Origin of the sequence: Microbacterium sp. NPDC090014 (genome assembly GCF_044748285.1) — a bacterium.
Taxonomy (GTDB): Bacteria; Actinomycetota; Actinomycetes; order Actinomycetales; family Microbacteriaceae; genus Microbacterium.
The window spans coordinates 1394609-1420001 of sequence record NZ_JBIVFS010000001.1; the positions used below are offsets into that span (position 1 = coordinate 1394609).

The following is a 25393-nucleotide window of genomic DNA, read 5'->3' on the forward strand; positions in this document are numbered from 1 at the left end:
ACCGGTGCATCGATTCCTGCCAATGTCCGGATGGCTGGTCTCGTGGGTCGGAGGCGGCGCGGCGACGGGCATAGGGTTGTGCGGTGACCCCGACGAACGCCGCCTCCCGAGCCACTCAGACGGCGGGAGTCGCGTACGCGGGGGGAGCGTATCTGCTCTGGGGCGTGCTGCCCCTCTACTTCCTGCTGCTCGTGCCCACCGGTCCGTGGGAGGTCGTCGCGTGGCGCGTGCTGCTGTCGTTCGTCTTCTGCCTGCTCCTCCTCACCGTGATGCGCGGCTGGGCCGCCTTCGGCGTCATCGTCCGACAGCCGAGGCTGCTGGGATGGACGGCTCTGGCGGGTGTCCTGATCTACGTCAACTGGCAGGTGTTCCTCATCGGAACCCTCTCCGGGAACATCGTGGAGACCAGCCTCGGCTACTTCATCAACCCGATCACCACCGTGCTGCTCGGGGTGTTCGTGCTCAAGGAGCGCATCCGCAGGCTCCAGTGGGCGGCGATCGGCATCGCGGCGGCCGCCGTGATCGTGATCGTCCTCTTCTACGGCGAGTTCCCGTGGATCGCCCTCTCGCTGACCGCCTCGTTCGGCGTCTACGGACTCATCAAGAAGAAGATCGGCCCCGCGGTCGATGCGGTCAGCGGACTCACGCTCGAGTCGTTCTGGCTGATCCCGATCGCCGTCGTGCAGCTGATCCTCGTCGCCGCCACCCCTGCCGGGATCACGATGGGCTCCCACGGTGTGTGGCATGCGGTGCTTCTCGCGTTCGCCGGTGTGGCCACGGCGGTGCCCCTGCTGCTCTTCGCCGCGGGCACCCGACGCATCAACCTCACCGTCATCGGGATGATCCAGTTCATCACCCCCGTCATGCAGTTCATCATCGGCGCGGTCGTGCTCGGCGAGCCGATGCCGCCCGAGCGGTGGGCGGGCTTCATCATCGTCTGGGTCGCGATCCTCGTGTTCCTGATCGACCTGCTGCTCGCCGCGCGTCGCGGACGCCGGATCGATCAGCCGACACTCGTCTGAACTCCCGGTTCACCCGTCCGGAAACTCGGTGTCGGATCGTTAACGCACCGAAACATCGGCGACCCCTACGCGAAGCCTTTCAGTCCTAGTGTTAGAGCACCCGACCGTGGTCACAATCCACGGCCAGTCACGCAAGGGAGCATCATGACCTCATTCACGCGCTCGCGCAGCGCCAAGATTCTCGCCGGAGTCGCGCTGCTGAGCGTCTCGGCGATCGTCGTCGCAGGCTGCAGCGGCACGCCCTCTGAGGAGCCGTCCGACGGTGGCGGCGGCGGCGGATCGTCGGCCGACCTCACGCTCGAGCTCGGCTCGCTGCTGCCGCAGACCGGTTCGCTGTCGTTCCTCGGCCCGCCCATGGAATCCGGCGTCGGCCTCGCGGTCAAGGAGGTCAACGATGCTGCTGCCGGCGTCACGATCAACCTGACGGCTGAAGACGAAGGCGACACCGACACCAAGGCCTACGAGACGTCGATCAGCAAGCTCCAGGGCGCGGGCGTCACCGCCATCGTCGGTGCCGCGGCGTCGGGCGTCTCCCGCCTGATCCTCGACGGAAACGTCAGCGCCGGCATCCTGCAGATCTCGGCCTCGAACACCGGCCCGGACTTCACCGACTGGGACGACAACGGTCTCTACTTCCGCACCGCGCCCAGCGACCTTCTGCAGGGTGAGGTCCTCGGCAACCTGATCGCCGAAGACGGACACAAGACCCTCGGCGTGATCTACCAGAACGACGCCTACGGAACCGGACTGTTCGACAACATCAAGTCGACGTTCGAGAACGCGGGTGGCGAGGTCGTCGCTGACGCGTCGTACAACGTCGGTGACGGTCAGTTCGACGCACAGGTCGAGACGATCAAGGCTCAGAACCCCGACGCCGTCGCGATCGTGTCGTTCGACCAGTTCAAGACGATCGCCCCGCTGCTGGTCAACGCCGGCATCTCGCCCGACAAGTTCTACCTCGTCGACGGAAACCTGTCGGACTACGGTTCCTCGCCCGACACGAACTTCCCGTTCTCGCTCGAGGGCGCACAGGGCACGAAGCCGGGACCGGCGCTCGAGGACGACTTCACCGACCGTCTGCAGACGTTCTGGACCGGTGAGGGCAACCCCGAGGTCAACGACTTCACCTACGCGGCCGAGGCCTACGACGCGGTCGTGCTCGTCGCACTCGCGTCTCTCGCCGCCGGTTCGACCGAGGGCGCGGACATCGCTGCGAAGATGGCCGAGGTCTCGGGCGGCAGCGGAGACGGTGAGAAGTGCACCAGCTTCGAGGACTGCGCGGCGATCATCAACGACGGTGGAACCGCCGACTACGACGGCTACTCCGGCGAGATCACGTTCGATGAGAACGGCGACCCGCAGGGTGCATCGATCGGCACGTACGAGTACGGCGCCGACAACCTGATCTCCCGCACCAACTGATCACGAGCGAAGGCCCCGGATCCTCGATCCGGGGCCTTCGTCGTGTGCGTGCCCCGAGCTGCGGCCGCGTGTCCGGAGCTGCGCGGGGGGACAGAAGAGGGGCGGATGCGAGTCGCATCCGCCCCTCTGTCGTGGGAGCCCTCAGGCGGCGTCGGTGCCGAGAGTTCCGAGGTAGAGGCCGATGACCTTCGGATCGTTCAGCAGGTCGCGTCCGGTGCCCTCGTACGCATCCTTGCCCTGGTCGAGCACGTAGCCGCGGTCGCAGATCTGCAGGCAGCGCCGCGCGTTCTGCTCGACCATGATCGTCGTCACGCCCGCCTTGTTGATGTCGGAGACGCGGATGAACGCATCGTCCTGACGCACGGGGGAGAGGCCGGCGGAGGGCTCGTCGAGAAGCAGCACCGACGGATCCATCATGAGTGCCCTCGACATCGCCACCATCTGCCGCTCGCCGCCCGAGAGCGAACCGGCGCGCTGCTTGAGGCGCTTGCCGAGCTCGGCGAAGATGCCGGTGACGAACTCGAGGCGCTCGGCGTAGATCTTGGGGTTCTGATACAGCCCCATCTGCAGGTTCTCCTCGATGGAGAGCGAGGGGAACACATTGTTCGTCTGCGGCACGAAGGCGACGCCCCGCTTGACGAGCTTGTCGGCCTTCAACCCGATGATGCTCTCTCCGTTCACGGTGATCTCGCCGCTGCGGACGTTCACCATCCCGAAGATCGCCTTCAGCAGGGTCGACTTGCCGGCGCCGTTGGGGCCGATGATGCCGATCAGCTCGCCCTGTCGGGCGACGAGGTTGGCGCCGTTGAGGATGTTCACACCGGGCAGGTAGCCGGCGTGCACGTCCTTCAGCTCGACGACGATGTCGTCCGTTCGCGGTGCCGCAGCGGAGGTCTCGGCGCTCATGCGTTGTCCTTCTGGTCGTGATCCGGCGTGCTCGTCGCTTCGAGCTCCGCCTCGGCTTCTGCTTCGATCTGCTCGCGGAGCTTGGTGGCGGTGGCGTTCTCGATCACGGGGATGCGACCGGTCACGGCACCGAGATCGAGGTCCTGGTGGGCGCCGAGATAGGCGTCGACCACGGCCGGGTCCTCCATGACCTCGTCGGGCGGGCCCTCGGCGACGACCTTGCCCTCGGCCATGACCACGACCCAGTCGGCGATGTGGCGGACCATGTGCATGTCGTGCTCGACGAACAGCACCGTCATGCCCAGGCCCTTGAGGTCGAGGATGTGATCGAGGAGCGACTGGGTCAGCGCCGGATTGACGCCGGCCATCGGCTCGTCGAGCATCACCAGGGTCGGATCGCTCATGAGCGCTCGCGCCATCTCGAGGAGCTTGCGCTGGCCGCCCGAGAGCGCCGCGGCGAAGTCCTTCTCCTTGGCGTCGAGCTTGAAGCGGGCCAGCAGCTCGCGGGCCTTGACCTCGATCTCCTGATCCTGCTTGCGCCACAGGAACGGGAACAGGCTCGACCAGAAGCCCTCGCCGCGCTGTCCCGGAGCGCCGAGCTTCATGTTCTCGAGCACGGTGAGCAGCGACAGCGACTTGGTCAACTGGAACGTGCGCACCTGTCCCATGCGCGCCACCTTGAAGGAGGGGACGCCCGAGAGGCTCGTGCCGTCGAACGACCAGGTCCCGCTGTTCGGCTTGTCGAAACCGCAGAGCAGGTTGAACAGGGTCGTCTTCCCTGCTCCGTTCGGGCCGATCAGAGCGGTGATGGCGCCGCGAGGGATCTCGACGTGGTCGACGTCGACGGCCGTCAGACCGCCGAAGCGCCGCTGCACGGCATCCGCGATCAGGATGGGATCGACCTTCGGCACGCCGGGGGCCGCGGGGCCCTTGGCGAGTCCGGTGGTCTTCGGTCGGCGGATGCTCCCGGTCGCGGGCGCCGTCTGGGCGCTCTCGTCGGGGGTCAGTTCATTTGACAAAGGTCATCTCCCTCTTGTCTCCGAGGATGCCCTGAGGTCGGAAGATCACGAGCAGCATCAGGGCGATGCCGACGAAGATGAACACCAGGGTCGAGGCCTGGCTGTCGGACATGGGCAGGATTCCGGACCGCGCCATCGCCGGGAGCAGGTTCGCCATGAAAGCGAAGACGACCCAGAAGAGGATGGCCCCGAGTGTCGGGCCGAACACGGTGGCCGCGCCGCCCAGCAGCAGGATCGTCCACAGGAAGAACGTGAGCGAGGTCGTGTAGCTGCCCGGCACGACAGCCGAGGGGAGGACGAAGACGATTCCTCCGGCTGCGCCGATCACGCCACCGACGACGAGCGCCTGCATCTTGTACGCGAAGACGTTCTTGCCGAGCGAGCGCACGGCATCCTCATCCTCGCGGATTCCCTTGAGGACGCGCCCCCACGGGCTGCGCATGAGCGACCAGACCAGCAGGATCGCGACGAGCAGCACGATGAGTCCGAACACCCGGTTCCACAGGTCGTTCGCGCTGTAGGTCCACGGTCCGAAGCCGTAGGTGCCCGGCGGGAACGGATTGGCGTCGCGGAACCCGCCGTTGAACTGCGCGAGACCGTCGGCCGAGTTGGTGTACTCGTCGAAGATCTGGGTGGTGAAGAGCAGTCGTACGATCTCACCCGCGGCGATCGTCGCGATGGCGAGATAGTCGGCACGGAGCCGCAGCGTCGGGATGCCGAGGAGGACTGCGAAGAACGCGCCCCCCAGGAGACCGATGAGCATGCCGACCCACCAGGGGAGCCCGAAGGTCAGCACGGAGATCGCGTATCCGTATCCGCCGACCGCCATGAAGGCGGCCATGCCGAAGTTGAGCAGGCCCGCATAGCCGAAGTGCACGGCCAGACCGGTCGCCGCCAGCGCGTAGGCGAGGGTGACGGGGCTGAACAGATAGACGGCTGTGTTCGAGAAGATGCTTCCGAAGTCCATGGCGATCAGCCCAACCTTTCCCTGCGTCCCAGCAGGCCCTGCGGTCTGACGAGGAGGATCACGATGAGCACGACCAAGGCGCTCGCATACTTCAGATCCGAGGGGATCCAGAGGGTGGAGACCTCGACCGCGATGCCGACGATGAGGGAGCCGACGAGCGCACCGAACGCCGTGCCGAGCCCGCCGAGGGTGATGGCGGCGAAGATCAGCAACAGCATCTGCATGCCCATGTCCCACTTCACGCCGGGGCGGAAGTAGGCCCAGAGGATGCCGGAGATGGCGGCGAGCGTGCCGGACAGGATCCAGACGTAGCGCACGACCTTGTCGACGTCGATGCCCGATGCTGCGGCGAGCTGCGGGTTGTCGGAGATGGCGCGGGTCGCCTTGCCGATGCGGGTGCGGGTGAGGAAGAACGCGACGCCCACGATCACGACGATGCTGACCACGATGCCGATCAGGTCGATGTAGGACAGCGAGATCGGACCGAACCGGAACGGCTCGGGGCTGGCCCCGGGGAGCTGGCGCGTGCCACCACCGATCATGTACTGGAACGCATAGCGCAGGGCGAGAGACAGACCGATGCTGACGATCATCAGCTGCACGACACCGAGGCCTCGTCGTCGCAGCGGACGCCAGATGCCGGCATCCAGGGCCCAGCCGAAGAGACCGCCTCCGATCACGGCGGCGATGATGCCGAGCCACAGCGGCAGATGCCAGAAGCTCGTCGTCACGAGGGCGACCAGGCCGCCCCACGTGACCATCTCGGCGTGAGCGAAGTTCGACAGCCGCGTCGTGCCGTAGATGAGCGCCGCGCCCATGGAGGCGAGCGCCAGCAGCAGACCGAAGTTCAGGCCGCCCACGAGACGTGAGAGGAGCTGGTCGATGAAGGACGTCGTCATCCTCTCGCCCTCACCGAGGAAGAGGTTGAGGATCTTCGTGCCGGTCAGGCCGAACTCGACCTCGAACGACGCCGTCGTGCCGGCGATGGGCTGAGTGCCCTCGGGCAGCTGCGCCGCATCGACGATCACGCCGTCGGGGAGGGTCTCCTCGTCGACGGTGAGCGTGTACGTGTCCTTCTCGGGCACGTACAGGCGCCACTTGCCCTCGGCGTCGGTCTCGGTCTCGCCTTCGAAGCCGCCGCCCTCGATCGTCATCACGACGCCTTCGACGGGGTCGTCATCGAAGGTGATGACACCGGCGAAGTAGAAGTCTGTGATCTCCTGGCCGTCGTCCGTTTCTTCGGCGGAAGCCGCAGCCGGAGGCTGCAACCACAGGAAAGCGATGGCGAGGAGCGACGCGAGCAGGATGATGACCCACCGCATTCCGCTTCGATTCGCCGAGATCGTCGGACGCACAGAACCTCCAGCCCAGTACACAGGCCATGACGGAGTTGTTCATCGGCCCTGATGTACGACGGTATGAGCGTAATGTGTCGGCTCTGTTTCGACCAAGGCACGATCTGCTCACGGTGAGAACGATCCCATCACGAAGTTGCGAAATACCGATAGGTCACCCGGGGCGTCCTGCGCGCGATGTCAGCGGGCGCAGGGAATTTCCTCAGCCGCTCCGCACTTAGAATTGGTACACCCTCGCCCCAGATCGCGCCCGCAGGAGGACTATCCATGGACCAGCACGACCCCTTCGGCTTCGTCGGACTCACGTACGACGATGTGCTGCTCCTTCCCGGGCACACCGACGTCATCCCCAGCGAGGCAGACACCTCGTCGCGGATCACTCGCCGTATCTCGGTCGCGACTCCGCTGCTCTCCAGCGCCATGGACACGGTCACCGAGTCCCGCATGGCCATCGCGATGGCGCGAGAGGGCGGCATCGGCATCCTGCACCGCAACCTCTCCATCGCCGATCAGGCGGCCCACGTCGACCGCGTCAAGCGCAGCGAGTCGGGCATGATCACCGACCCGATCACGACGTCGCCCGACGCGACCGTGGAAGAGGTCGACGCGCTCTGCGCCAAGTACCGCATCTCCGGTCTGCCGGTCGTCGACCCCGACGGCCGCCTCGTCGGCATCATCACCAACCGCGACATGCGCTTCGTCTCGGGCTTCGAGCGTCAGACCACCTTCGTGAAGGACGTCATGACGTCGGAGGGTCTCGTCACCGCACCGGTGGGCGTCGCCGCCGGCGAGGTCATCGCCCTGTTCGCGCATCACCGTGTCGAGAAGCTGCCGCTCATCGATGAGGACGGCAAGCTGGCCGGTCTCATCACCATCAAGGACTTCGACAAGAGCGAGAAGTACCCGCTCGCCACGAAGGACGACCAGGGTCGTCTGCGTGTCGGCGCGGCCATCGGCTTCTTCGGCGATGCCTGGGAGCGCGCAGAGGCGCTGCGCGACGCCGGAGTCGACGTCCTCGTCGTCGACACGGCCAACGGCCAGTCACAGGGCGTGATCGACCTCGTCACGCGGCTCAAGGCGGACGAGAGCTTCGCGCACATCGACGTCATCGGCGGCAACGTCGCCACCCGCGAGGGCGCTCAGGCGCTCATCGACGCAGGTGTCGACGCGGTCAAGGTGGGCGTGGGGCCAGGCTCCATCTGCACGACGCGCGTCGTCGCCGGCGTCGGCGTGCCCCAGGTCACGGCCGTGTACGAGGCGTCGCTCGCCGCACGTCCGGCCGGCGTCCCTGTGATCGCCGACGGCGGTCTGCAGTACTCCGGCGACATCGCCAAGGCGCTCGTCGCGGGTGCTGACGCCGTGATGCTCGGCTCGCTGCTCGCCGGCACCGACGAGTCGCCGGGCGAGATCGTCTTCCAGTCGGGCAAGCAGTTCAAGCAGTACCGCGGCATGGGCTCCCTCGGGGCCATGCAGACCCGCGGCAAGCAGACCTCGTACTCGAAGGACCGCTACTTCCAGGCCGACGTGCCCAGCGACGACAAGCTGATCCCCGAGGGCATCGAGGGCCAGGTGCCGTATCGCGGCCCCGTGTCGGCCGTCGCGTATCAGCTGGTCGGCGGACTGCGGCAGTCGATGTTCTACGTCGGAGCCCGCACCATCGAAGAGCTCAAGCAGCGCGGCAAGTTCGTGCGCATCACCGCGGCGGGACTCAAGGAGTCGCACCCGCACGACGTGCAGATCGTGGTCGAGGCGCCGAACTACAAGCGCTGAGACGAATCGAGAAGGGGCCGGATGCGATCGCATCCGGCCCCTTTCTCGTTCGGCTGCGAACTCAGCTGCAGGTGTAGGTGACTCCGCCGACCTGCCACACGCCCGGACCGAGGTCGGCGCACATCGAGAACAGGTTCGCGAAGACGCTCACGAGCACGATGATGCCGATGATCCAGATGACGCTGATGACGGCGCCGACCGCGATTCCCGCGATGGCGAGGCCGCGCGGTGCCCCGGCCTTGCCGAGCCTGACGGCGGCGACGATGCTCAGGATCAGTCCGAGCGGAGCGATGACGAAGGCCAGGACGAGTCCCGCGACCGCCAGCCCCTGCCCGGCGGGGGAGGTGTACGGCGTGGGCTGTCCCGCGCCGGCCATCGGGTAGGCGGCAGGATCCACGGCGGCATCCGCCGGTCGCGCTCCGTCCCACGCGGGAGGGCTGTACTGCGGGTCTTCGGGCCGCGTCGAGTCGGTCATGGTCGCTCCGTTTCGAGAGGGGCGGCCGTCCGCAGACCGCTTTCATCCTCGAGAGTACTGAGGGAGCAGCCGTGGCCGCCATCGCGGCGGTCTGTTGATATGCCAGTATTTAGAGACACCCGCTCGACTTCCCCTCGAGCTCCCGGCGCGAAGGGCGCAGGGAGTGCCACGCCGGCCGCTGACCGGCAGGGGGACTTCCCCACTGAGAGCTGCAGATATGCCCCAGGATGCTCCCCGCGTCCTCGTCGTCGACGACGACCCAGACGTCGCCCTGCTCGTCAAGACCGTGCTCGAGAGGCGGGCCGGCTGCGAGGTCGTGGTCGCTCACGATGGCGAGTCCGCCGTCGCGCGGCTCGAGACCTTCACGCCGGACGTGGTCGTCACGGACATCGAGATGCCCGGACTCGACGGGCTGGAGCTGCTCGCGCAGCTGCGTCGGAACGACCCGCTCCTGCCGGTGGTCGTCATGACCGCGCACGTCTCGGTCGAGTACGCCGTCTCGGCTCTGCGCGCGCAGGCCGACGAGTTCCTCACCAAGCCGCTCGACAACGTGAAGCTCGTCGAGGCGGTCACCCGGCTCGTGACGGAGGGCCGCACGCGCCGCGAGGCCAACCGCACCAAAGAGGTGGTGCTCGCCATCGGCGCGCACCCCGACGATGTCGAGATCGGCGTCGGAGGACTCCTCGCCGCGCACTCCCAGGCGGGCGACTCGATCACGATCCTCACCCTCTCGCGCGGTGCGCGTGGGGGAGACGCTGACAGCAGGCAGCACGAATCGCTCGCCTCGGCGGAGATGCTCGGTGCGCGACTGTTCGTCAAAGACCTCATCGACACCGAGATCTCCGGCGGCGGAGCCACGGTCCGGTTGATCGAGGAGGTCGTGCAGGAGGTCCAGCCGACGATCGTCTACACGCACTCGTCGAACGATCGGCACCAGGATCACCGAGCGGTGAGCGAGGCGACGATCGCCGCGACCCGGCGGGTCGGAACGGTCGCCTGCTACCAGAGCCCCTCGGCGACGATCGACTTCCGCCCGACGCGGTTTGTCCGCATCGACCAGTACATCGGTCAGAAGCTGCGGCTGCTCGAATGCTTCGGCTCGCAGACGGCGACCCGGGACTACCTCGAACCCGAGTTCGTGACGGCCACCGCTCGCTACTGGTCGCGCTTCGGCGGAGGATCGGCGGTCGAGCCGCTCGAGGTCGTCCGTGAGACCGCCGAGTTCATCGGCGCCCACGAACTCACACGACGGGAGAGCTGATGAGCGCGCGCGTACTGGTGACGGGCGCCGGCGGCCCGGCGGGCGTCGCCGTCATCCGCTCGCTGCTTCGTCGTGAAGACCTCGAGGTCTTCGCCGCGGACATGGACGGCTGGGCGAGTGGCATCTACCTCGTGCCGCCGACGCACCGCCGTCTCGTGCCGCCGGGGCGCGATGACGACTTCGTCTCGGCGATAGCCCGCATGGTCGAGGATGACCGGTTCGATCTCGTGATCTCCACCGTCGATGTCGAGCTGATCGCGCTCGCCGGCAGGCGCGAGGAGCTGGCTCCGGCTGTGCTCGCCGCGCCCTCGCAGGACACGCTCTCCATCGCCCTCGACAAGCTGCTGCTCGCCGAGCGGTGCGAGTCGACCGGTCTCACGCCGCGTACTGTCCTCGCGGGCCCCGATGCGCTGGCGGTCGATTGGGAGTTCCCCGTCTTCGCCAAGCCTCGTCAGGGGGCCGGCAGCCGCGGCGTACGGCTCGTCCCCGACCGGGCGGCGCTCGAAGCGCTGCCGCAGGACGAAGGACTCATCGTGCAGGACTTCCTCCCGGGCGAGGAGTACTCGGTCGATGTGATCGCAGATGCCTCCGGCTCGGTCGTCGCGGCGGTGCCGCGGACCCGAGCCAGGGTCGACTCCGGTGTGGCCATCGCGGGGCGCACGGTGCACGACGACGAACTCGAGAACGCGGCGGCATCCATCGCCCGGGCGATCGGACTCGTCGGCGTCGCCAACGTCCAGCTCCGGCGCGACCGCGACGGCCGAGCGGTGCTCCTCGAGGTGAATCCCCGATTCCCTGGCGCGCTTCCGCTCACGATCGCCGCGGGAGTAGACATCCCCTCGCTCGTCGCCGACCTGTTCCTGGGCCGCGGGATCCCGTCGACGGTCGCCTTCCGCGAGATCGCGTCGGTGCGCTTCCTCGAGGACGTGATCGTCGAGGTCGACGAGATCCTCGTCTCCGCGCACGCGGGACATCAGGAGGAACTGTGAGTCACGCGCTGCTGCGAGGCGACCACCACGTGCATTCGACGTTCTCGGATGACGCGGTCTCCACTCTCGCCGAGAACGTCGCCGCGGCATCCGCTGCCGGTCTCACGACCGTGCGCCTGGTCGACCATGTGCGGCAGTCGACGCCCTGGGTGCCCGAGTACCTCGCGGCGGTGAGGGCGCTGCGCGTGCCCGAGGATCTGACGGTACTGACGGGAGTCGAGGCGAAGATCCTCGATGCCTCGGGAGAACTGGACATCCCCGAGCTGCCGAGCGGGATCGATCGCATCCTGATCGCCGACCACCAGTTCCCCGGAATCGACGGACCCCTCGGTCCGAGCGCCGTCCGCGAACGGCTCGACGCCGGCTGGGCCGCCGAGGACGCGCTCGATCAGCTCGTGTCAGCACTGATCGCGGCGATGCGACGTCACCCCGGCAATCAGCTCGCCCACTGCTTCTCGATCCTGCCCAAGATCGGTCTCTCCGAAGCGGAACTCGGTGCCGATCGCATCACCGCGTGGGCGACGACGGCGGCCGAGACCGACACGCAGGTCGAGGTGAACGAGAAGTGGGGCTGCCCCGGCATCCCCCTGCTCGACGCGCTGCGCAGCGCCGGCGCCGAGATCGTCGCGTCCACGGACAGCCACATCGCGTCCGACGTCGGACGCTACGCGCGCGTGACAGAGATCCTCGACCGATGGAGGGCGAGCTGATGGCCGAACTGAACTGGGTCGAGACCGTCGTCGTCGTCATCCTCCTGCTCTGCGTGCTGGTCGGCACCCTGCCGGTGATCAACACCGGGCTGCAGTTCCTCGCCCTGCCCGTGCACGCGTTCCGCAACCACTACGGCAAGGCGGCACCGCACCATCCCCGCGTCGCGGTGCTGATCCCGGCGTGGAACGAGGGCCTCGTGCTCGGCCAGGCGATCGAACGCCTGATGCAGCTCGAGTACCCGGCCGACCGCCTGCGCATCTTCGTCATCGACGATGCATCGACCGATGACACCCCCGAGGTGGTCGCCGCGAAGGCGGCGGCATTCCCCGGACGGGTCGTGCATCTGCGTCGGGACAAGGGCGGCGAGGGCAAGGCGCACACGCTCAACCACGGACTCGACATCGTGCTCGCGGACGAGTGGACCGAAGCGGTGCTGATCATGGACGCCGATGTGATCTTCGCGCGGGATTCGCTGCGCAAGATGAGCCGGCATCTCGCCGATGAGAAGGTCGGCGCCGTCACCGCGTATATCGCCGAGGGCAGTCGCGACCGCAACTACCTCACCCGGTTCATCGCGATCGAGTACGTCATCGGGCAGCTCTCGGCCCGGCGGACGCAGAACGTCGGGGGAGCGATCGCGTGCCTCGCCGGAGGTGCGCAGCTGCATTCACGCGCGAATCTCGAGGCGATCGGCGGCCGGATCCCGACGGGAACGCTCGCCGAGGACACCATGACGACCTTCGAAGGGCAGCTGGCCGGGCGCAGGATGGTGTTCGAGCCGCACGCGGTCGTTTTGGCCGAAGAGCCGCGCACGATCGACAGTCTGTGGAAGCAGCGCCTCCGGTGGGCCCGCGGCAATGTGCAGCTGACGTCGATCTACCGGCATCTGTGGTTCCGCCCGAGCCGAGTGCACAACCTCGGCAGCTTCGCCTTCGGGCTCGCGTGGTTCACCATCCTGCTGCTGCCGGCCTTCATGATCCTCGCAGCCACCGCGCTGCTCGTGCTGCTGGTCCTGCACAGCGACATCGCCGAGTTCGTGTTCCGATTCATGTGGATCGCCGCCGCGTGCATCTATCTGTTCTCGATGCTCTACGCCGTGCAGCTCGATGGGCGGATCGGCCGACAGTCGTGGCGTGAGGCGCTGATGTTCCCCGGGCTCGGCGCCCTCATCCTGATGGCGATCGCCCTGTTCCCCTGGCTGTTCGAATCGGGCCTGAACGACCTCGGGCTCGCGCTCACCGACGAGACGCGGTTGATGTGGGCTGTCGTCTTCTACCTCTGGGGACCGATCTCGATGCTCGGGATCTGGCTCGCCCGTGTCGTCGAGCCCCTGCCGGTAGGACGGTTCTTCGCCGGGCTGCTGCTCTACGTCTGCGGGTACGGCTCGCTGCTCTGCGCCATCACGGTGGACTCCTATATCAAAGAGTGGCGCCACGCCGACGCCGCATGGATCAAGACCGAGAAGATCGGACGGGTCGACTCATGACCGAAGCACCTTCGAGAAGCGCCGAGGAGGAGGAGATCGCCGCGGACGCCCGTCGGGAGAAGCTCCTGATCCCGCAGGCCCTCCTCGCCCTGGGCATCGTCGTCGTCATCGTGATCGTGCGAGAGCTGTTCCTGCGATGACCGCGCGGCCGCTGGCCCTCGTGGTCGAGGACAGCGCAGACCAGACGGCGCTCCTGAAGCGCTATCTCGACCGCGAGGGCTTCGACGTGTTCGCCGCGGTGGACGCCGAATCGGCGATCGCCGCATTCTCGACGATCTCACCGGTCGTCGCCGTGCTCGACCTGCTGCTGCCCGGCATCAGCGGCTCGGAGCTGGCGAGACTCATCAAGACCCGCTTCCCGGAGTGCTTCCTGATCGTGAGTTCCGTGCTCGACGTCGCCGACTACCCCGACGCCGACGCGGCACTGCCCAAGCCGATCATCGGGGCCGAACTGCGGGCACTCCTCAGAGAAGTGGCACGATGACTCCGACCAGCACCGTCCAGCAGACGATGGAGCGCAGCTGGCGCCGGTACTTCGACAATCCGACGCCGCTGATGAAGCAGGGTCCCACGGCGATCGCCGTTGCGGTCGCCTCCGTCCTCATGTTCACGATCCCCGGCATCCCGGTGACCGACACCGGCGTCGCGATCTTCGGCCTCGCCACCATCGCGGTGGTGACGGCACTCGCGGCGGTGCTCTCGGTGCGCGGGGTGTACGACGGCTGGGTCGTGATGCTCATTCCGATGATCGACATCCTCGGATTGGGTGCGATCAGGGCGGGTACCGGCGGGCCGGCATCCCTCTTCTCCTCATTCGTGCTCCTCCCGGTCATCTGGATCGCCGCAGCCCCCGGTCGCCGCCAGGTCGTGATCGTCGGTGTGTTCTCATCGATCGCGCTGCTCATGCCGAACATCATCGATCCGCCGGAAGACCCCGTGGCCTGGCTTCGCGGTGTCATCGGCCCGCTGGTGTTCGCCACCGTCGGTGCGATCGTGAACGAGCTCTCCCGACTGCAGAGACTGCGCACGGCCCAGGCCGAGGCGCATGTCGTCGAGCGCACGGCCGCTCTCGCCGCGAACGAGGCGATGCTCGAGCAGCTGAAGTCGAGCGAGCAGCAGTACCGCGCGCTCTCCGAGTCCTTCACGAGCCTGTGGAACTCCATCACCGGCCAGGCGGTCATCGCCACCGACAACTGCGGGGTGATCACGGCATGGAATCCGGGTGCGGTGCGCCTGCTCGGCATGGCGGTGCCGGACGCGCTCGCCGCCGTTCCGGTCGACCGGTTCTTCCCCTCGCACGCTCTCGCCCCGTTCGCGACCGAGGCCGCCGCCCACGCTGACGACGGGCTCCACCCCGGCCTGCGTGCGCTGTTCGACGATGCCGACGCCGGTCTGCCGGTGGACTCGCACATCGACGTGGCGACCGTTGGCGGATCGACGGTTCCCGCGCGCGTCACCGTCACTCCGTACCAGGACTCCGACGGCTCCCGACACGGCTACCTGCTGGTGATCACCGACGAGACCAGGGCGGTGGAGGTCGCGCGCATGAAGGACGAGTTCGTCGGCATGATCTCGCACGAGCTGCGGACACCGCTCAGCGCCATCATCGGCTTCCTCGACCTGCTGCAGAACGATCCCGCGCAGCCTCTGACGACCGACCAGCAGGAGTTCGTCGACATCATCGAGCGCAACGCGCAGCGCCTGCTCAACCTCGTCGGGGACCTGCTGTTCACCGCCCAGGTGGAATCGGGCCGCTTCCCGCTCGAGCGCCGAGACGCCGACGTCACCGAGCTGGTGCGCAGCGCCGTCGCATCGTCCGGCCCGCATGCGCAGCGCGAGGGCATCGAGATCGTGGCCGAGATCCCGGCGACTCCCGTCGTGCTCTCGGTCGACTCGGGACGTATCGGACAGGCCCTCGACAACCTGCTCTCGAATGCGATCAAGTTCACCGCTGCGGGCGGGCGGGTCACCGCGGGCGTGCGTCTCGTCGACGGAGGCGTCGAGCTCTCCGTGCGCGACACCGGTGTGGGCATCCCCGAAGACGAGCAGGGCATGCTGTTCACCCGATTCTTCCGCGCGTCGACAGCGACCCGCAACGCCGTGCCCGGCGTCGGGCTGGGCCTCACGATCACCCGGGCGATCGTGCTCGCCCACGGCGGCACGATGGACGTGACGAGCAGAGAGGGCGTCGGCACCGAGTTCCGGATGCTGCTCCCGGCGGCGCCGCGCACCGAGGCGATCCAGGTGGTCGGCCGCACTCGCTGACCGGTCGGCCCGATTGCTGATAGCCTGGTCGGCTCGCCAAGCGGGCGGAAGGACGGACACGCACGGTGGGATACATAGATGTTGCGGGGGTCTCGCTGACCCTTCCCGACGGCAGACCGCTGTTGGACGAGGCGACCTTTCGCGTCGGAGCCGGGTCGACGAGTGCCCTCATCGGGCCCAACGGGGCCGGTAAGACGACGCTGCTCCGCATCATCCGAGGCGACCAGCCCGCCGATGACGGCGTCGTGACGATCGACGGCGGCCTCGGCGTGATGGACCAGTTCGTCGGCCACGGCGAGTCCGGTCAGACCGTTCACGAGCTGCTGGTGCGGGTCGCACCCCATCGCATCCGGCAGGCGGCGCAGGCTCTCGAGGCTGCGGAGGACGCGCTGATCGAGCGCGATGAGCACGACACGCAGATGGCGTATGCGACGGCGATCGCGGAGTACGCGGATGCCGGCGGCTACGAGCACGAGACGGTCTGGGACCAGTGCACGGTCGCCGCCTTGGGAGTGCCCTTCGAGCGTGCCCGCTTCCGCGATCTCACGACGCTGTCGGGTGGCGAGCAGAAGCGACTCGCTCTGGAGGCGCTGCTGCGCGGACCCGACGAGGTGCTGCTGCTCGACGAGCCGGACAACTATCTGGACGTTCCCACCAAGCGCTGGCTCGAGGAGCAGCTCAGGCAGACGCCGAAGACCGTGCTGCTGGTATCGCACGACCGGGAGCTGCTGGCCCGTGCGGTCGATCGGCTGATCACCCTCGAGCCCGGCGGCGCGGGGGCCTCGGCGTGGGTGCACGGCGGCGGATTCGCGACCTACCACCAGGCGCGCAGCGACCGCATGGACAGACTCGACGAGCTGCGCCGCCGGTGGGACGAGCAGCACGAGAAGCTGCGGACCCTCGTCGCGAACCTCAAGGTGAAGGCGTCGGCGAACGACGGATTCGCGTCGCGGTACCAGGCGGCGCAGACGCGACTGCGCAAATTCGAGGAGGCCGGACCGCCGGAGGAGCGACCCCCGGCTCAGGACTTCGACATGAGGCTGCGGGGGTCACGCACGGGCAAACGCGCGGTGGTCGCACACGGGCTCGAGCTCTCCGGGCTGATGAGGCCGTTCGACGCCGAGGTCTGGTACGGCGATCGGGTCGCCGTGCTCGGGTCGAACGGATCGGGGAAGTCGCACTTCCTCCGCCTCCTCGCACGCGGGGGCAGCGATCCGGACCCGACGCTGGGTCACGTGACGTCCACCGGGGAGCAGCTCGCGACGGTCGATCACCGTGGGCAGGCCGTGCTGGGAGCGCGCGTCGTGCCGGGGCTGTTCGCGCAGACGCATGCGCATCCCGAGTTCGTCGGCAGAACGCTGCTCGAGATCCTCCACAGGGGAGACGAACGACGGGCCGGCATGCCGCGGGATGCCGCGAGCTCGGCGCTCGACCGGTACGGACTCGTGCGGCAGGCGCAGCAGACCTTCGAATCGCTGTCGGGCGGCCAGCAGGCCCGGTTCCAGGTGCTGCTGCTCGAGCTCTCCGGTGCGACGCTGCTGCTGCTCGACGAGCCGACGGACAACCTGGACATCGAGTCGGCCGAGGCGCTCGAAGACGCTCTGCGTCGTTTCGAGGGGACCGTGCTCGCGGTCACGCATGATCGCTGGTTCGCCCGCTCGTTCGACCGGTTCCTCGTGTTCGGCTCCGACGGCGAGGTGTACGAAGCCGATGCCCCCGTGTGGGACGAGCGCCGCGTGGTGCGAGCCCGCTGAGTTCAGCGCAGTCGGAACGGCTCCGCCGCGAGAGCGGAGGGATCGAGGGCCAGATCGGCGAGGGTCGCGCCCACGCCAGGGGCGAACTTGAAGCCGTGGCCGGAGAAGCCGGCGCCGACGACGATCCGCCCCGATCGGTCGAGCACGAAGGCGCTGTCATCGGTCGAGGTGTAGGTGCAGCTGATCGGCTCCGCGGATGCCGGGTCGAGGCCCGGCATCCACTCGCCCACATAGTCGGCGAGGGCCTGCGCGTGCGTCACCGCGTGCGGGCGGGCATCCGGGTCGACGACGTCGCCCACGCGGTGGAACCCGACCTTGACGCCCTCGCCGGGCGTCGGCATCCCGTAGACCGTCGCCGGGTAGCGGCCGGGATCGACGTAATGATTGAACGAGGGCCATACCGAGTCGGCGGCGGGGCGGAAGTGCGCGGGGAACTCCTCGGTGACCTCCAAGCGCGGCAGCGGGATGCCGGGAAGCATCCGCTCGGTCCAGGCGCCGGCCGCGACGACGACGACGTCCGCCCGCACGAGGGCGCCAGGCAGCACGATGTCGACGCCGTCGTCGGTCTCGTCGATCCGCGTCACGGGGGTCTCCCAGCGCACCTCGCCTCCCGCGGCGACGATCCGTCGCTCGAACTCGCCCAGCGCGGCGGATGCGCGGGCGACGCCCGCGTCGCGGGAGAAGAGCACATCGTCGCCGAAGCGCATACCCGACCATCGCGACGATGCCTCGTGCGCCGTCAGCATCTCGGCGTGGATGCCGCGCTCGGTCAGCCGCCGTTCGATCGCGGCGACGTCGACATCTCCGTGGGTGACCAGGCCGTGCAGACGCAGCAGCGGCTCGCCGCCCGCCTGCCCGAGGGCGTCCCATCCGGCGCGTGCGCGGACGAGCAGGTCGAGATAGTGGTCCTCGTCGTAGGCGTTGTTGAAGTTGCGCGTAGCGCCGTGCGAGGCGCCCTGGTGGTGGCCACGGGCGAAGCGCTCGAAGACGACGGGCTTCATCCCTCGTCGGGTGAGCTCCCACGCGGTCGCAAGGCCCATCACGCCGCCACCGACGACGGCGACCTCCACCGAATCCGACATATTGCCTCCCGACCTCGCACTCAGTCTCCCAGCCGTCGGTGTCATCGCGTACGCCCGGTAGTCTGGGGTGGTGACCATGGAGATCGAGCTCGGCCGAGGCAAGCGTGCGCGTCGCGCGTACACGTTCGACGACATCGCGGTGGTGCCCTCGCGGCGCACCCGCAACCCGGAGGACGTGTCGACCGCCTGGACGATCGACGCCTTCGGCTTCGGGATCCCGGTGCTCGGCGCACCGATGGACTCCGTCGTGAGCCCTCAGACGGCGATCATGCTCGGGCAGCTCGGCGGACTCGGCGTCCTCGACCTCGAAGGACTCTGGACCCGTTACGAGAACCCCGAGCCCCTCCTTGCGGAGATCGCATCCCTCGGTGAGGGAGAGGCGACGGCGCGCATGCAGCAGCTCTACTCCGAGCCGATCAAGCCCGCGCTCATCACGCAGCGTCTCGCCGAGATCCGTGAAGCCGGAGTGACCGTCGCCGGATCGCTGACGCCGCAGCGCACGCAGGAGTTCTACGACACGGTCGCCGCCGCAGGGGTCGACCTGTTCGTCATCCGCGGCACCACCGTGTCGGCCGAGCACGTCTCGAGCGTCGACGAGCCACTGAATCTCAAGAAGTTCATCTACGACCTCGACGTGCCCGTCATCGTCGGAGGCGCAGCCACGTACACCGCGGCCCTGCATCTGATGCGCACGGGTGCGGCCGGTGTCCTCGTCGGCTTCGGCGGGGGAGCGGCGTCGACCACGCGCGCGACCCTCGGCATCCACGCTCCGATGGCCACGGCCGTGTCGGACGTGGCCGCAGCCCGCCGTGACTACCTCGACGAGTCCGGCGGACGCTACGTGCACGTCATCGCAGACGGTGGCGTCGGCACGTCCGGTGACATCGTCAAGGCACTCGCGATGGGTGCTGACGCGGTCATGCTCGGCGTCGCCCTCGCACGCGCCACCGATGCACCGGGTCGTGGCTTCCACTGGGGTCCCGAGGCGCATCACCCCAAGCTCCCGCGCGGTCGTCGCGTCGAGGTCGGCGGCATCGGCACGCTCGAGGAGATCCTCTACGGTCCGGCGCCCGTCGTCGACGGCACGGCGAACCTCATCGGGGCGCTGCGCAAGTCGATGGCCACCACCGGATACTCCGACCTCAAGGAATTCCAGCGGGTCGAGGTCGTCCTCGCACCGTACGAGGCCTGAGGCCCGCACCACGCCGTGACTTCTGCTGCTCTGTTCCCCCCGACTCTCCGCGAGGTCATGCTCCGGGGACGCTGGATCGGGATGCTCGTGCTGTGCCTCGTGGTGGCCGGCGTGTTCGCGTGGCTGGGGCAGTGGCAGCTCGAGCGCGCGATCGAGACCGATCCGCCGCCCGCAGGAGCGACCGAGCAGGTGCGACCGCTGATCGATGTGGTCGAGCCGGGTGCGTACCTCCCCGAGCCGCTGGTCGGGCAGAAGGTCGAGACGTCGGGGACCTGGATCCGCGATGACTTCCTCATCGTGTCGAGCCGGTTCAACGACGGCGTCGAGGGCTACTGGGTGACCGGTCAGCTGCGGGTCGCGGAGCGCACGTCGATCGCGGTCGCGATCGGCTGGACCGCCGACCGTGCCGTCGCCGAGGCGGCCGTCGAGAAGCTCGACGAGAGCGCAGAGGACGTATCCCTCGTCGGTCGGGTGATCTCGGACGAGGGGCCATCGGTGCCGCCGAAGGACGATCCCCAGCGCATGGACCGCATGTCGACCGCTGCGCTGCTCAGCCACTGGCACGACGTCGACGAGCTCGACGTGTATCGGCCGTACCTCGCCTCGATCACGGCGACGGCAGGTCTCACGGACATCTCCTCGCCTGCACCCGAGGAGCAGTCGCCGGTGAACTGGCTCAACATCTTCTATGCCGCGGAGTGGGCGATCTTCGCCGGGTTCGCCTTCTACCTCTGGTATCGACTCGCCAAGGACGCCTGGGAGCGTGAGGTCGAGGAGTTCGAGGACGCAGCGACCGCCGCCGGCGACTCCGTCTGATTCCGCGTGACCTGACCCGCATCCGCGCGGCGCTGCGCGCGCATGTGAGCGGTTCGCGGTCCGATATTCCACCTTCGTCAGGGTCGGGTCCGGACGTTCGGTGAGGGGTTGGTTACCAATCGGAAAACTCCGTTGAGGTTGTCGGAGGGCCTCCGTATGCTCGCTCACATGTGCGTCGGCTGAGAGCCCGCACCGCCCGGTTTCACGAGAGCCGTCGCCAGAACACACCCGAGGAGACAACACAGATGATGTCCGCTCCCGACGCCGCGAACCATCAGGTTCCCGGGTCAGACCGCAGAAGTCGGGGGCGTCTCGGCGTTCTCGCCGCCACCTGCGTCGCCGCACTGGGCGCCAGCGCCCTGATCGCCGCGCCAGCCTCCGCAGACGTCTCGGGAACGGGGGTGGTGATCAACGAGGCCTACCTCTCCGGGGGCAGTGCCGGGGCGGCGTTCACCAACAAGTTCGTCGAGCTCTACAACCCCACGGCGGCACCCGTCACCCTCGACGGGCTCTCGCTGCAGTATCGATCCGCGACAGGAACGGGCGGTTCGAACGGCGTCGCGCCGCTGACCGGCGTCATCCCCGCCGGCGGCCACTATCTCGTGCAGGCGGGCAGCAACGGAGCCAACGGCGCAGCACTGCCGACGGCCGACGTCGTCAGCACCCTCAACCCGAGCGGAACGAACGGCACTCTCGCGCTGGTCGAGGGCACCGCGGCGGTCACACTGACCCCCGGCTCGGTCACGGGTGTCGACGGCGTCATCGACGTGCTCGGCTACGGCACCTCGAACACATTCGAGACCTCCGCCGCGACTCCTCCCACGGGCAACACCGACGTCAAGTCGCTCAACCGCACGGGCGGCAAGGACACCGACGACAACAAGGCGGACTTCAGCCTGTCGGCCACCATCACGCCGCAGAATGCGGGCACGGTTCCCGACCCCGATCCCGATCCTGAGCCTGAGCCCGAGCCGACCGACGTGTCGATCGCCGACGTCCAGGGAACGACCGACGTCTCACCGCTGAACGGCCAGACCGTCACGGTCGAGGGCATCGTCACCGCCGACTATCGGACCGGCGGCTACAAGGGCATCGTGATCCAGACCGAGGGCTCCGGCGGCGCGGTCGACGCGACCCCCGGCGCATCGGACGGCGTCTTCGTCTTCCTCAACGCGCTCGCTCCCACGCTCGCGATCGGCGATCGCGTCTCGGTCACCGGCTCGGTCAGCGAGTACTTCGGCCAGACGCAGATCAACCCGGCAGCGCTGACCGGCATCTCGGTCCTGCAGGCAGGGGTGGGCGTTCCCGAGGTCACCCCGCTTCCCGATGCCGCCGTCGGCGGCGACCGTGAGCAGTACGAGAACATGTACGTGGCCCCGGCGGGCACCTATCGCCTGGCTTCCAGCCACCAGCTCTTCAACTTCGGAACCCTCTGGCTGAACGCCGGGGCGGATCTCAACGTCAAGAGCACGGAGCTTGTGCGTCCGGGAGCCGAGGCGGCGGCGATCACCGCGGCGAACCGCGCCAACCGGATCCTGCTCGACGACGGGTGGTCGATCCAGGTCTCGAACAGCGGGCACCCCAACGACCAGCCGTACTTCACGAAGGACCTCGTCGTCCGCAACGGCGACACGGTCGACTTCAGCGAGAACGGGTACGTGCTCCAGTACGGCTTCGACGACTGGCGTCTTCAGCCGGTCGTGCCGATCGACAGCACGTCGTCCGCCGACCTGAAGGTCGGCTTCCAGCCCACGAACCCTCGCACGGACACCGCCCCGACAGTCGGCGGCGACGTGCAGGTGGCGTCGTTCAACGTCTTCAACTACTTCACCACGCTGAAGAGCGAGAACTCGAACGCACGAGGCGCGGCGAATGCTGCCCAGTTCGAGATCCAGAAGTCGAAGATCGTCGCGGCGATCAACGGCCTCGACGCCGAGATCGTGTCGCTGATGGAGATCGAGAACTCGATCAAGCTCGGCGGTTCGCTCGACGAGGCGCTTGCCGATCTGGTCGACGGGCTCAACGACGCACTCGGCAGCGCGGAGTGGGACTACGTCCGCACTCCCGATGAACTGAACGACTCGGCAACGACCGACTTCATCACGAGCGCGATCATCTACAAGAAGGACGCGGTCGAGACGGTCGGCGACAGCCTGACCGTGACGGACGAGAGCGTCTGGGGCAACGCCCGCGAGCCGATCGCGCAGGCGTTCGACATCGACGGACGCGTCGTCACGGTGGTGGCGAACCACTTCAAGTCGAAGTCGGCACCCGAGGGCGGCGGCGCCGAGCCGGCAGACGGCCAGGGCTTCTTCAACGCCGACCGCGTGAAGCAGGCGAACTCGCTCAAGACCTTCACCACCGAGATCGAGGAGACGACCGGCAGCAGCGACATCCTGCTGATCGGTGACTTCAACGCCTACGCGAAGGAGGACCCGATCGAGGTCTTCACGAGCGAGGGGTGGAGCGACGTCGCACGCGAGAAGGCTCCGGAACAGCACACGTACACGTTCGACGGCGAGCTCGGCTCGCTCGACCACGTGCTCGCGTCGCCGTCGCTCGCCGCATCCATCACGGGCGCGGGTGTGTGGAGCATCAACTCTCCGGAGTGGAGCGACCGCGGCTACGCGTTCGGCGCCACCGAGGCGGGAACACCGTTCCGCTCCAGCGACCACGACCCGATCATCGTCGGCGTCTCCTCCGAGGTCCCGCCGGTGAGCATCGACGTCGTCACCATGAACGACTTCCACGGTCGCATCGAGGCCGACGGCGCTGCCGCAGGCGCGGCGGTCGTCGCCGGAGCCGTGCAGCAGTTCCGTTCCGAGAACCCGAACACGATCTTCGCCGGTGTCGGCGATCTGATCGGCGCATCGACGTTCACCTCCTTCATCAACGATGACAACCCGACGATCGACGCGCTCAACGCCGCCGGCCTCGACGTCAGCGCCGCGGGCAACCACGAGTTCGACCAGGGCTGGGAGGACCTGCGCGACCGCGTGCAGGACCGCGCGGACTGGGAGTACATCTCGTCGAACGTGTTCGTCACCGAGACGGGCGAGCCCGCGCTCGCACCGGCCTGGGTGAAGGAGCTCGACGGCGTGCGCGTCGGCTTCGTCGGCGCCGTCACCGAAGACCTCGACTCGCTCGTGTCGCCTGAGGGCATCGCGGATCTCGAGGTGCGCAGCATCGTCGATTCGGTGAACGCCGTGGCCGACGACCTGCGTGACGGAGACGCGTCCAACGGCGAAGCGGATGTCGTCATCCTTCTCGTTCACGAGGGCGCGTCGAGCGTCGAGCTGTCGAGCATCACGCCGGATTCGCCCCTGGGCGAGATCGTCTACGGCGTGGACGATGACGTGAACGCGATCGTCTCGGCCCACACGCACCTCGCCTACAACCACGTGATCGACGGGCGTCCGGTCATCTCGGCCGGGCAGTACGGCGAGAACCTCGGACTGATGAACATCCAGGTCGACCCGAAGACGAAGGACCTGATCTCGATCACCAACGAGATCAAGCCCCTCACCTCGGCAGGGAAGGCGCTCTACCCGGCCGTCCCGGAGGTCGCCGACATCGTCGCGAAGGCGAAGGCTGAGGCCGACGTGCTCGGCGCGGTCAAGGTCGGAGACATCACCGCCGACTTCAACCGCGCTCGTCAGACGAACGGCTCGGAGAACCGCGGTGGGGAGTCCACCATCGGCAACTTCGTCGCCGACGTGCAGAAGTGGTCCACCGGTGCGGACATCGCGCTGATGAACCCGGGAGGCATCCGCGCCAACCTGACGTACGCCTCGTCGAACGCCAACGACCCGAACGGCAATGTCACCTACCGCGAGGCGGCCACGGTGCAGCCGTTCGCCAACACGCTGGTGACCCTGTCGCTGAGCGGCGTGCAGCTCAAGGGCGTGCTCGAAGAGCAGTGGCAGCCGGCAGGCTCGGCCCGTCCGTTCCTGAAGCTCGGCGTATCGGAGGGTCTCGTCTACACCTACGATCCGGCCGCGGCTCAGGGATCGAGGATCACGTCGATCACGCTCAACGGCACGCCGATCGACCCTGCGGCGAACTACACGGTCGCAGCGAACTCGTTCCTCGCCGGGGGTGGAGACAACTTCTTCACCTTCAAGGAGGGCTCGAGCAAGCGTGACACCGGCAAGATCGACCTGCAGTCGATGGTCGACTGGTTCGATGCGAACAAGACGGCGACCCCCGACCTCGCGCAGCGCGCGGTGGGAGTCTCGGTCAGTGCACCGGATGCCGACGGCTACAGCGCCGGCGACCAGGTGACGGTCGCTCTCTCGTCGCTGGCGTTCAGTGCGGGGGAGCAGGCGCCCGGCGAGGTGACCCTGTCGCTCGGCGGCACCCAGCTCGCTGCGAGCGCCGTCGATCCCACGATCGTCGACACGACCGATGAGGCAGGGCGCGCGTCGCTCGGCTTCACGGTTCCGGCGGGTGTCTTCGGTGAGCAGCTGCTCACCGTCGCCGTCGCCGGTACCGGGACCACCGTGCAGGTGCCGTTCTCGATCGCGGGGGAGGAGCCGGTCGAGTTCGCAGGATCGATCGACCTCGGCTCGTCGAAGGTGGCAGCGGGCAAGAAGCTCACGATCACCGGCGAGGGCTACCAGCCGGGTGAGACGGTGACCGTGCAGCTGCGACCGAAGAAGGGCGCGGCCCTCGACGTCGGCACCGTTCAGGTCACCGCCGACGGCACGTTCTCGACCACCGTCACGGTGCCGAAGAGCACGCAGCCGGGCAAGTACACGGTCGCGGTCGCTCAGGCCGACGGCGATGAGGCGACGGCCACCGTCACCGTCAACCGCGCGGGCGGCATCATCGGCGGCATCATCGACTGGCTGTGGGATCTCATCTCCGGCTGGTTCTGACCTCGATAGGCGGCACGCCCG

20 protein-coding genes are annotated in these 25393 nt (G+C 67.9%); 14 read left to right on the plus strand and 6 right to left on the minus strand.

Going from position 1 to position 25393, the window contains the following annotated elements; all coding sequences use genetic code 11:
• The first annotated feature begins 83 nt into the window (after positions 1-83).
• Both rarD and ACIPV5_RS06635 read left to right on the plus strand, forming a co-directional pair.
• Positions 84-1022, plus strand: coding sequence for an EamA family transporter RarD (rarD, locus tag ACIPV5_RS06630; protein ID WP_400340428.1), 939 nt, complete (start codon positions 84-86; stop codon positions 1020-1022).
• 144 nt (positions 1023-1166) lie between these two features.
• The gene (locus ACIPV5_RS06635) at positions 1167-2444 is read left to right on the plus strand and encodes an ABC transporter substrate-binding protein (protein WP_053098955.1); all 1278 of its coding nucleotides are present in this window, start codon (positions 1167-1169) and stop codon (positions 2442-2444) included.
• A gap of 141 nt (positions 2445-2585) precedes the next feature.
• Here ACIPV5_RS06635 and ACIPV5_RS06640 read toward each other — a convergent pair whose 3' ends face one another.
• The 4 genes from ACIPV5_RS06640 to ACIPV5_RS06655 are packed head-to-tail and all read right to left on the minus strand — an operon-like array spanning position 2586 to position 6658.
• On the minus strand, positions 2586-3350 hold the full coding sequence (locus tag ACIPV5_RS06640) for an ABC transporter ATP-binding protein (protein ID WP_053098956.1): 765 nt from the start codon (positions 3348-3350) through the stop codon (positions 2586-2588).
• Positions 3347-4312: an ABC transporter ATP-binding protein gene (locus tag ACIPV5_RS06645; RefSeq protein WP_400341246.1), complete on the minus strand. Its 966-nt coding sequence runs from the start codon at positions 4310-4312 to the stop codon at positions 3347-3349. The genes ACIPV5_RS06640 and ACIPV5_RS06645 overlap by 4 nt, the downstream gene beginning before the upstream one ends.
• A 46-nt stretch (positions 4313-4358) precedes the next feature.
• Entirely contained in the window at positions 4359-5336 is a 978-nt protein-coding gene (locus tag ACIPV5_RS06650) for a branched-chain amino acid ABC transporter permease (protein ID WP_053098957.1), read from the minus strand.
• A gap of 5 nt (positions 5337-5341) precedes the next feature.
• Positions 5342-6658: a branched-chain amino acid ABC transporter permease gene (locus ACIPV5_RS06655; protein WP_042539449.1), complete on the minus strand. Its 1317-nt coding sequence runs from the start codon at positions 6656-6658 to the stop codon at positions 5342-5344.
• 300 nt (positions 6659-6958) lie between these two features.
• Here ACIPV5_RS06655 and guaB point away from each other — a divergent pair, with 300 nt between their 5' ends.
• Complete coding sequence (gene guaB / locus ACIPV5_RS06660) at positions 6959-8461, plus strand: IMP dehydrogenase (protein WP_053098958.1); 1503 nt, start codon at positions 6959-6961, stop codon at positions 8459-8461.
• Positions 8462-8522: 61 nt separating this feature from the next.
• On the opposite strand, the gene ACIPV5_RS06665 is transcribed toward guaB, so the two are convergent.
• The gene (locus ACIPV5_RS06665; protein WP_400340431.1) at positions 8523-8936 is read right to left on the minus strand and encodes a hypothetical protein; all 414 of its coding nucleotides are present in this window, start codon (positions 8934-8936) and stop codon (positions 8523-8525) included.
• Positions 8937-9153: 217 nt separating this feature from the next.
• Here ACIPV5_RS06665 and ACIPV5_RS06670 point away from each other — a divergent pair, with 217 nt between their 5' ends.
• From ACIPV5_RS06670 to ACIPV5_RS06705, 8 genes are all read left to right on the plus strand, one after another.
• Complete coding sequence (locus ACIPV5_RS06670) at positions 9154-10197, plus strand: response regulator (RefSeq protein ID WP_053098960.1); 1044 nt, start codon at positions 9154-9156, stop codon at positions 10195-10197.
• The gene (locus ACIPV5_RS06675; protein ID WP_400340433.1) at positions 10197-11186 is read left to right on the plus strand and encodes an ATP-grasp domain-containing protein; all 990 of its coding nucleotides are present in this window, start codon (positions 10197-10199) and stop codon (positions 11184-11186) included. Before ACIPV5_RS06670 ends, ACIPV5_RS06675 begins: the two co-directional genes overlap by 1 nt.
• Positions 11183-11896: a PHP domain-containing protein gene (locus ACIPV5_RS06680; protein WP_072590852.1), complete on the plus strand. Its 714-nt coding sequence runs from the start codon at positions 11183-11185 to the stop codon at positions 11894-11896. The genes ACIPV5_RS06675 and ACIPV5_RS06680 overlap by 4 nt, the downstream gene beginning before the upstream one ends.
• Positions 11896-13383 (plus strand): glycosyltransferase family 2 protein, encoded by a 1488-nt coding sequence (locus ACIPV5_RS06685; protein ID WP_400340435.1) that lies wholly within the window; start codon positions 11896-11898, stop codon positions 13381-13383. The genes ACIPV5_RS06680 and ACIPV5_RS06685 overlap by 1 nt, the downstream gene beginning before the upstream one ends.
• Positions 13380-13523 (plus strand): hypothetical protein, encoded by a 144-nt coding sequence (locus ACIPV5_RS06690; protein ID WP_171821987.1) that lies wholly within the window; start codon positions 13380-13382, stop codon positions 13521-13523. The genes ACIPV5_RS06685 and ACIPV5_RS06690 overlap by 4 nt, the downstream gene beginning before the upstream one ends.
• Positions 13520-13867: a response regulator transcription factor gene (locus ACIPV5_RS06695; protein WP_053098963.1), complete on the plus strand. Its 348-nt coding sequence runs from the start codon at positions 13520-13522 to the stop codon at positions 13865-13867. The genes ACIPV5_RS06690 and ACIPV5_RS06695 overlap by 4 nt, the downstream gene beginning before the upstream one ends.
• Positions 13864-15648, plus strand: coding sequence for a cell wall metabolism sensor histidine kinase WalK (locus tag ACIPV5_RS06700; protein ID WP_056277283.1), 1785 nt, complete (start codon positions 13864-13866; stop codon positions 15646-15648). Before ACIPV5_RS06695 ends, ACIPV5_RS06700 begins: the two co-directional genes overlap by 4 nt.
• A gap of 65 nt (positions 15649-15713) precedes the next feature.
• Positions 15714-17402 carry an ABC-F family ATP-binding cassette domain-containing protein gene (locus ACIPV5_RS06705; protein ID WP_400340438.1) on the plus strand — a complete coding sequence of 563 codons (1689 nt, stop codon included), beginning with the start codon at positions 15714-15716 and terminating at the stop codon, positions 17400-17402.
• A 2-nt stretch (positions 17403-17404) separates the two neighbouring features.
• Here ACIPV5_RS06705 and ACIPV5_RS06710 read toward each other — a convergent pair whose 3' ends face one another.
• Complete coding sequence (locus tag ACIPV5_RS06710; protein ID WP_400340440.1) at positions 17405-18484, minus strand: FAD-dependent oxidoreductase; 1080 nt, start codon at positions 18482-18484, stop codon at positions 17405-17407.
• 76 nt (positions 18485-18560) lie between these two features.
• On the opposite strand from ACIPV5_RS06710, the gene ACIPV5_RS06715 reads away from it, so the two are divergent.
• From ACIPV5_RS06715 to ACIPV5_RS06725, 3 genes are all read left to right on the plus strand, one after another.
• Complete coding sequence (locus ACIPV5_RS06715; protein ID WP_053098967.1) at positions 18561-19676, plus strand: GuaB3 family IMP dehydrogenase-related protein; 1116 nt, start codon at positions 18561-18563, stop codon at positions 19674-19676.
• A gap of 57 nt (positions 19677-19733) precedes the next feature.
• Entirely contained in the window at positions 19734-20492 is a 759-nt protein-coding gene (locus tag ACIPV5_RS06720; RefSeq protein ID WP_400341248.1) for an SURF1 family protein, read from the plus strand.
• Between the two features lie 245 nt (positions 20493-20737).
• The gene (locus tag ACIPV5_RS06725) at positions 20738-25372 is read left to right on the plus strand and encodes an ExeM/NucH family extracellular endonuclease (protein WP_400340442.1); all 4635 of its coding nucleotides are present in this window, start codon (positions 20738-20740) and stop codon (positions 25370-25372) included.
• The last annotated feature ends 21 nt before the right edge of the window (positions 25373-25393 follow it).

Excerpts from the sequence above, each read along its gene's own strand:
- ACIPV5_RS06710 (WP_400340440.1), bottom strand. The coding sequence starts at position 18,484 with ATGTCGGATTCGGTGGAGGTCGCCGTCGTCGGTGGCGGCGTGATGGGC.
- ACIPV5_RS06665 (WP_400340431.1), bottom strand. The coding sequence starts at position 8,936 with ATGACCGACTCGACGCGGCCCGAAGACCCGCAGTACAGCCCTCCCGCG.
- ACIPV5_RS06670 (WP_053098960.1), top strand. The coding sequence starts at position 9,154 with ATGCCCCAGGATGCTCCCCGCGTCCTCGTCGTCGACGACGACCCAGAC.
- ACIPV5_RS06675 (WP_400340433.1), top strand. The coding sequence starts at position 10,197 with ATGAGCGCGCGCGTACTGGTGACGGGCGCCGGCGGCCCGGCGGGCGTC.
- ACIPV5_RS06700 (WP_056277283.1), top strand. The coding sequence starts at position 13,864 with ATGACTCCGACCAGCACCGTCCAGCAGACGATGGAGCGCAGCTGGCGC.
- ACIPV5_RS06640 (WP_053098956.1), bottom strand. The coding sequence starts at position 3,350 with ATGAGCGCCGAGACCTCCGCTGCGGCACCGCGAACGGACGACATCGTC.
- ACIPV5_RS06695 (WP_053098963.1), top strand. The coding sequence starts at position 13,520 with ATGACCGCGCGGCCGCTGGCCCTCGTGGTCGAGGACAGCGCAGACCAG.
- ACIPV5_RS06725 (WP_400340442.1), top strand. The coding sequence starts at position 20,738 with ATGATGTCCGCTCCCGACGCCGCGAACCATCAGGTTCCCGGGTCAGAC.
- ACIPV5_RS06655 (WP_042539449.1), bottom strand. The coding sequence starts at position 6,658 with ATGCGGTGGGTCATCATCCTGCTCGCGTCGCTCCTCGCCATCGCTTTC.
- ACIPV5_RS06720 (WP_400341248.1), top strand. The coding sequence starts at position 19,734 with ATGCTCCGGGGACGCTGGATCGGGATGCTCGTGCTGTGCCTCGTGGTG.
- ACIPV5_RS06650 (WP_053098957.1), bottom strand. The coding sequence starts at position 5,336 with ATGGACTTCGGAAGCATCTTCTCGAACACAGCCGTCTATCTGTTCAGC.
- guaB (WP_053098958.1), top strand. The coding sequence starts at position 6,959 with ATGGACCAGCACGACCCCTTCGGCTTCGTCGGACTCACGTACGACGAT.
- ACIPV5_RS06685 (WP_400340435.1), top strand. The coding sequence starts at position 11,896 with ATGGCCGAACTGAACTGGGTCGAGACCGTCGTCGTCGTCATCCTCCTG.
- ACIPV5_RS06715 (WP_053098967.1), top strand. The coding sequence starts at position 18,561 with ATGGAGATCGAGCTCGGCCGAGGCAAGCGTGCGCGTCGCGCGTACACG.
- ACIPV5_RS06690 (WP_171821987.1), top strand. The coding sequence starts at position 13,380 with ATGACCGAAGCACCTTCGAGAAGCGCCGAGGAGGAGGAGATCGCCGCG.
- ACIPV5_RS06635 (WP_053098955.1), top strand. The coding sequence starts at position 1,167 with ATGACCTCATTCACGCGCTCGCGCAGCGCCAAGATTCTCGCCGGAGTC.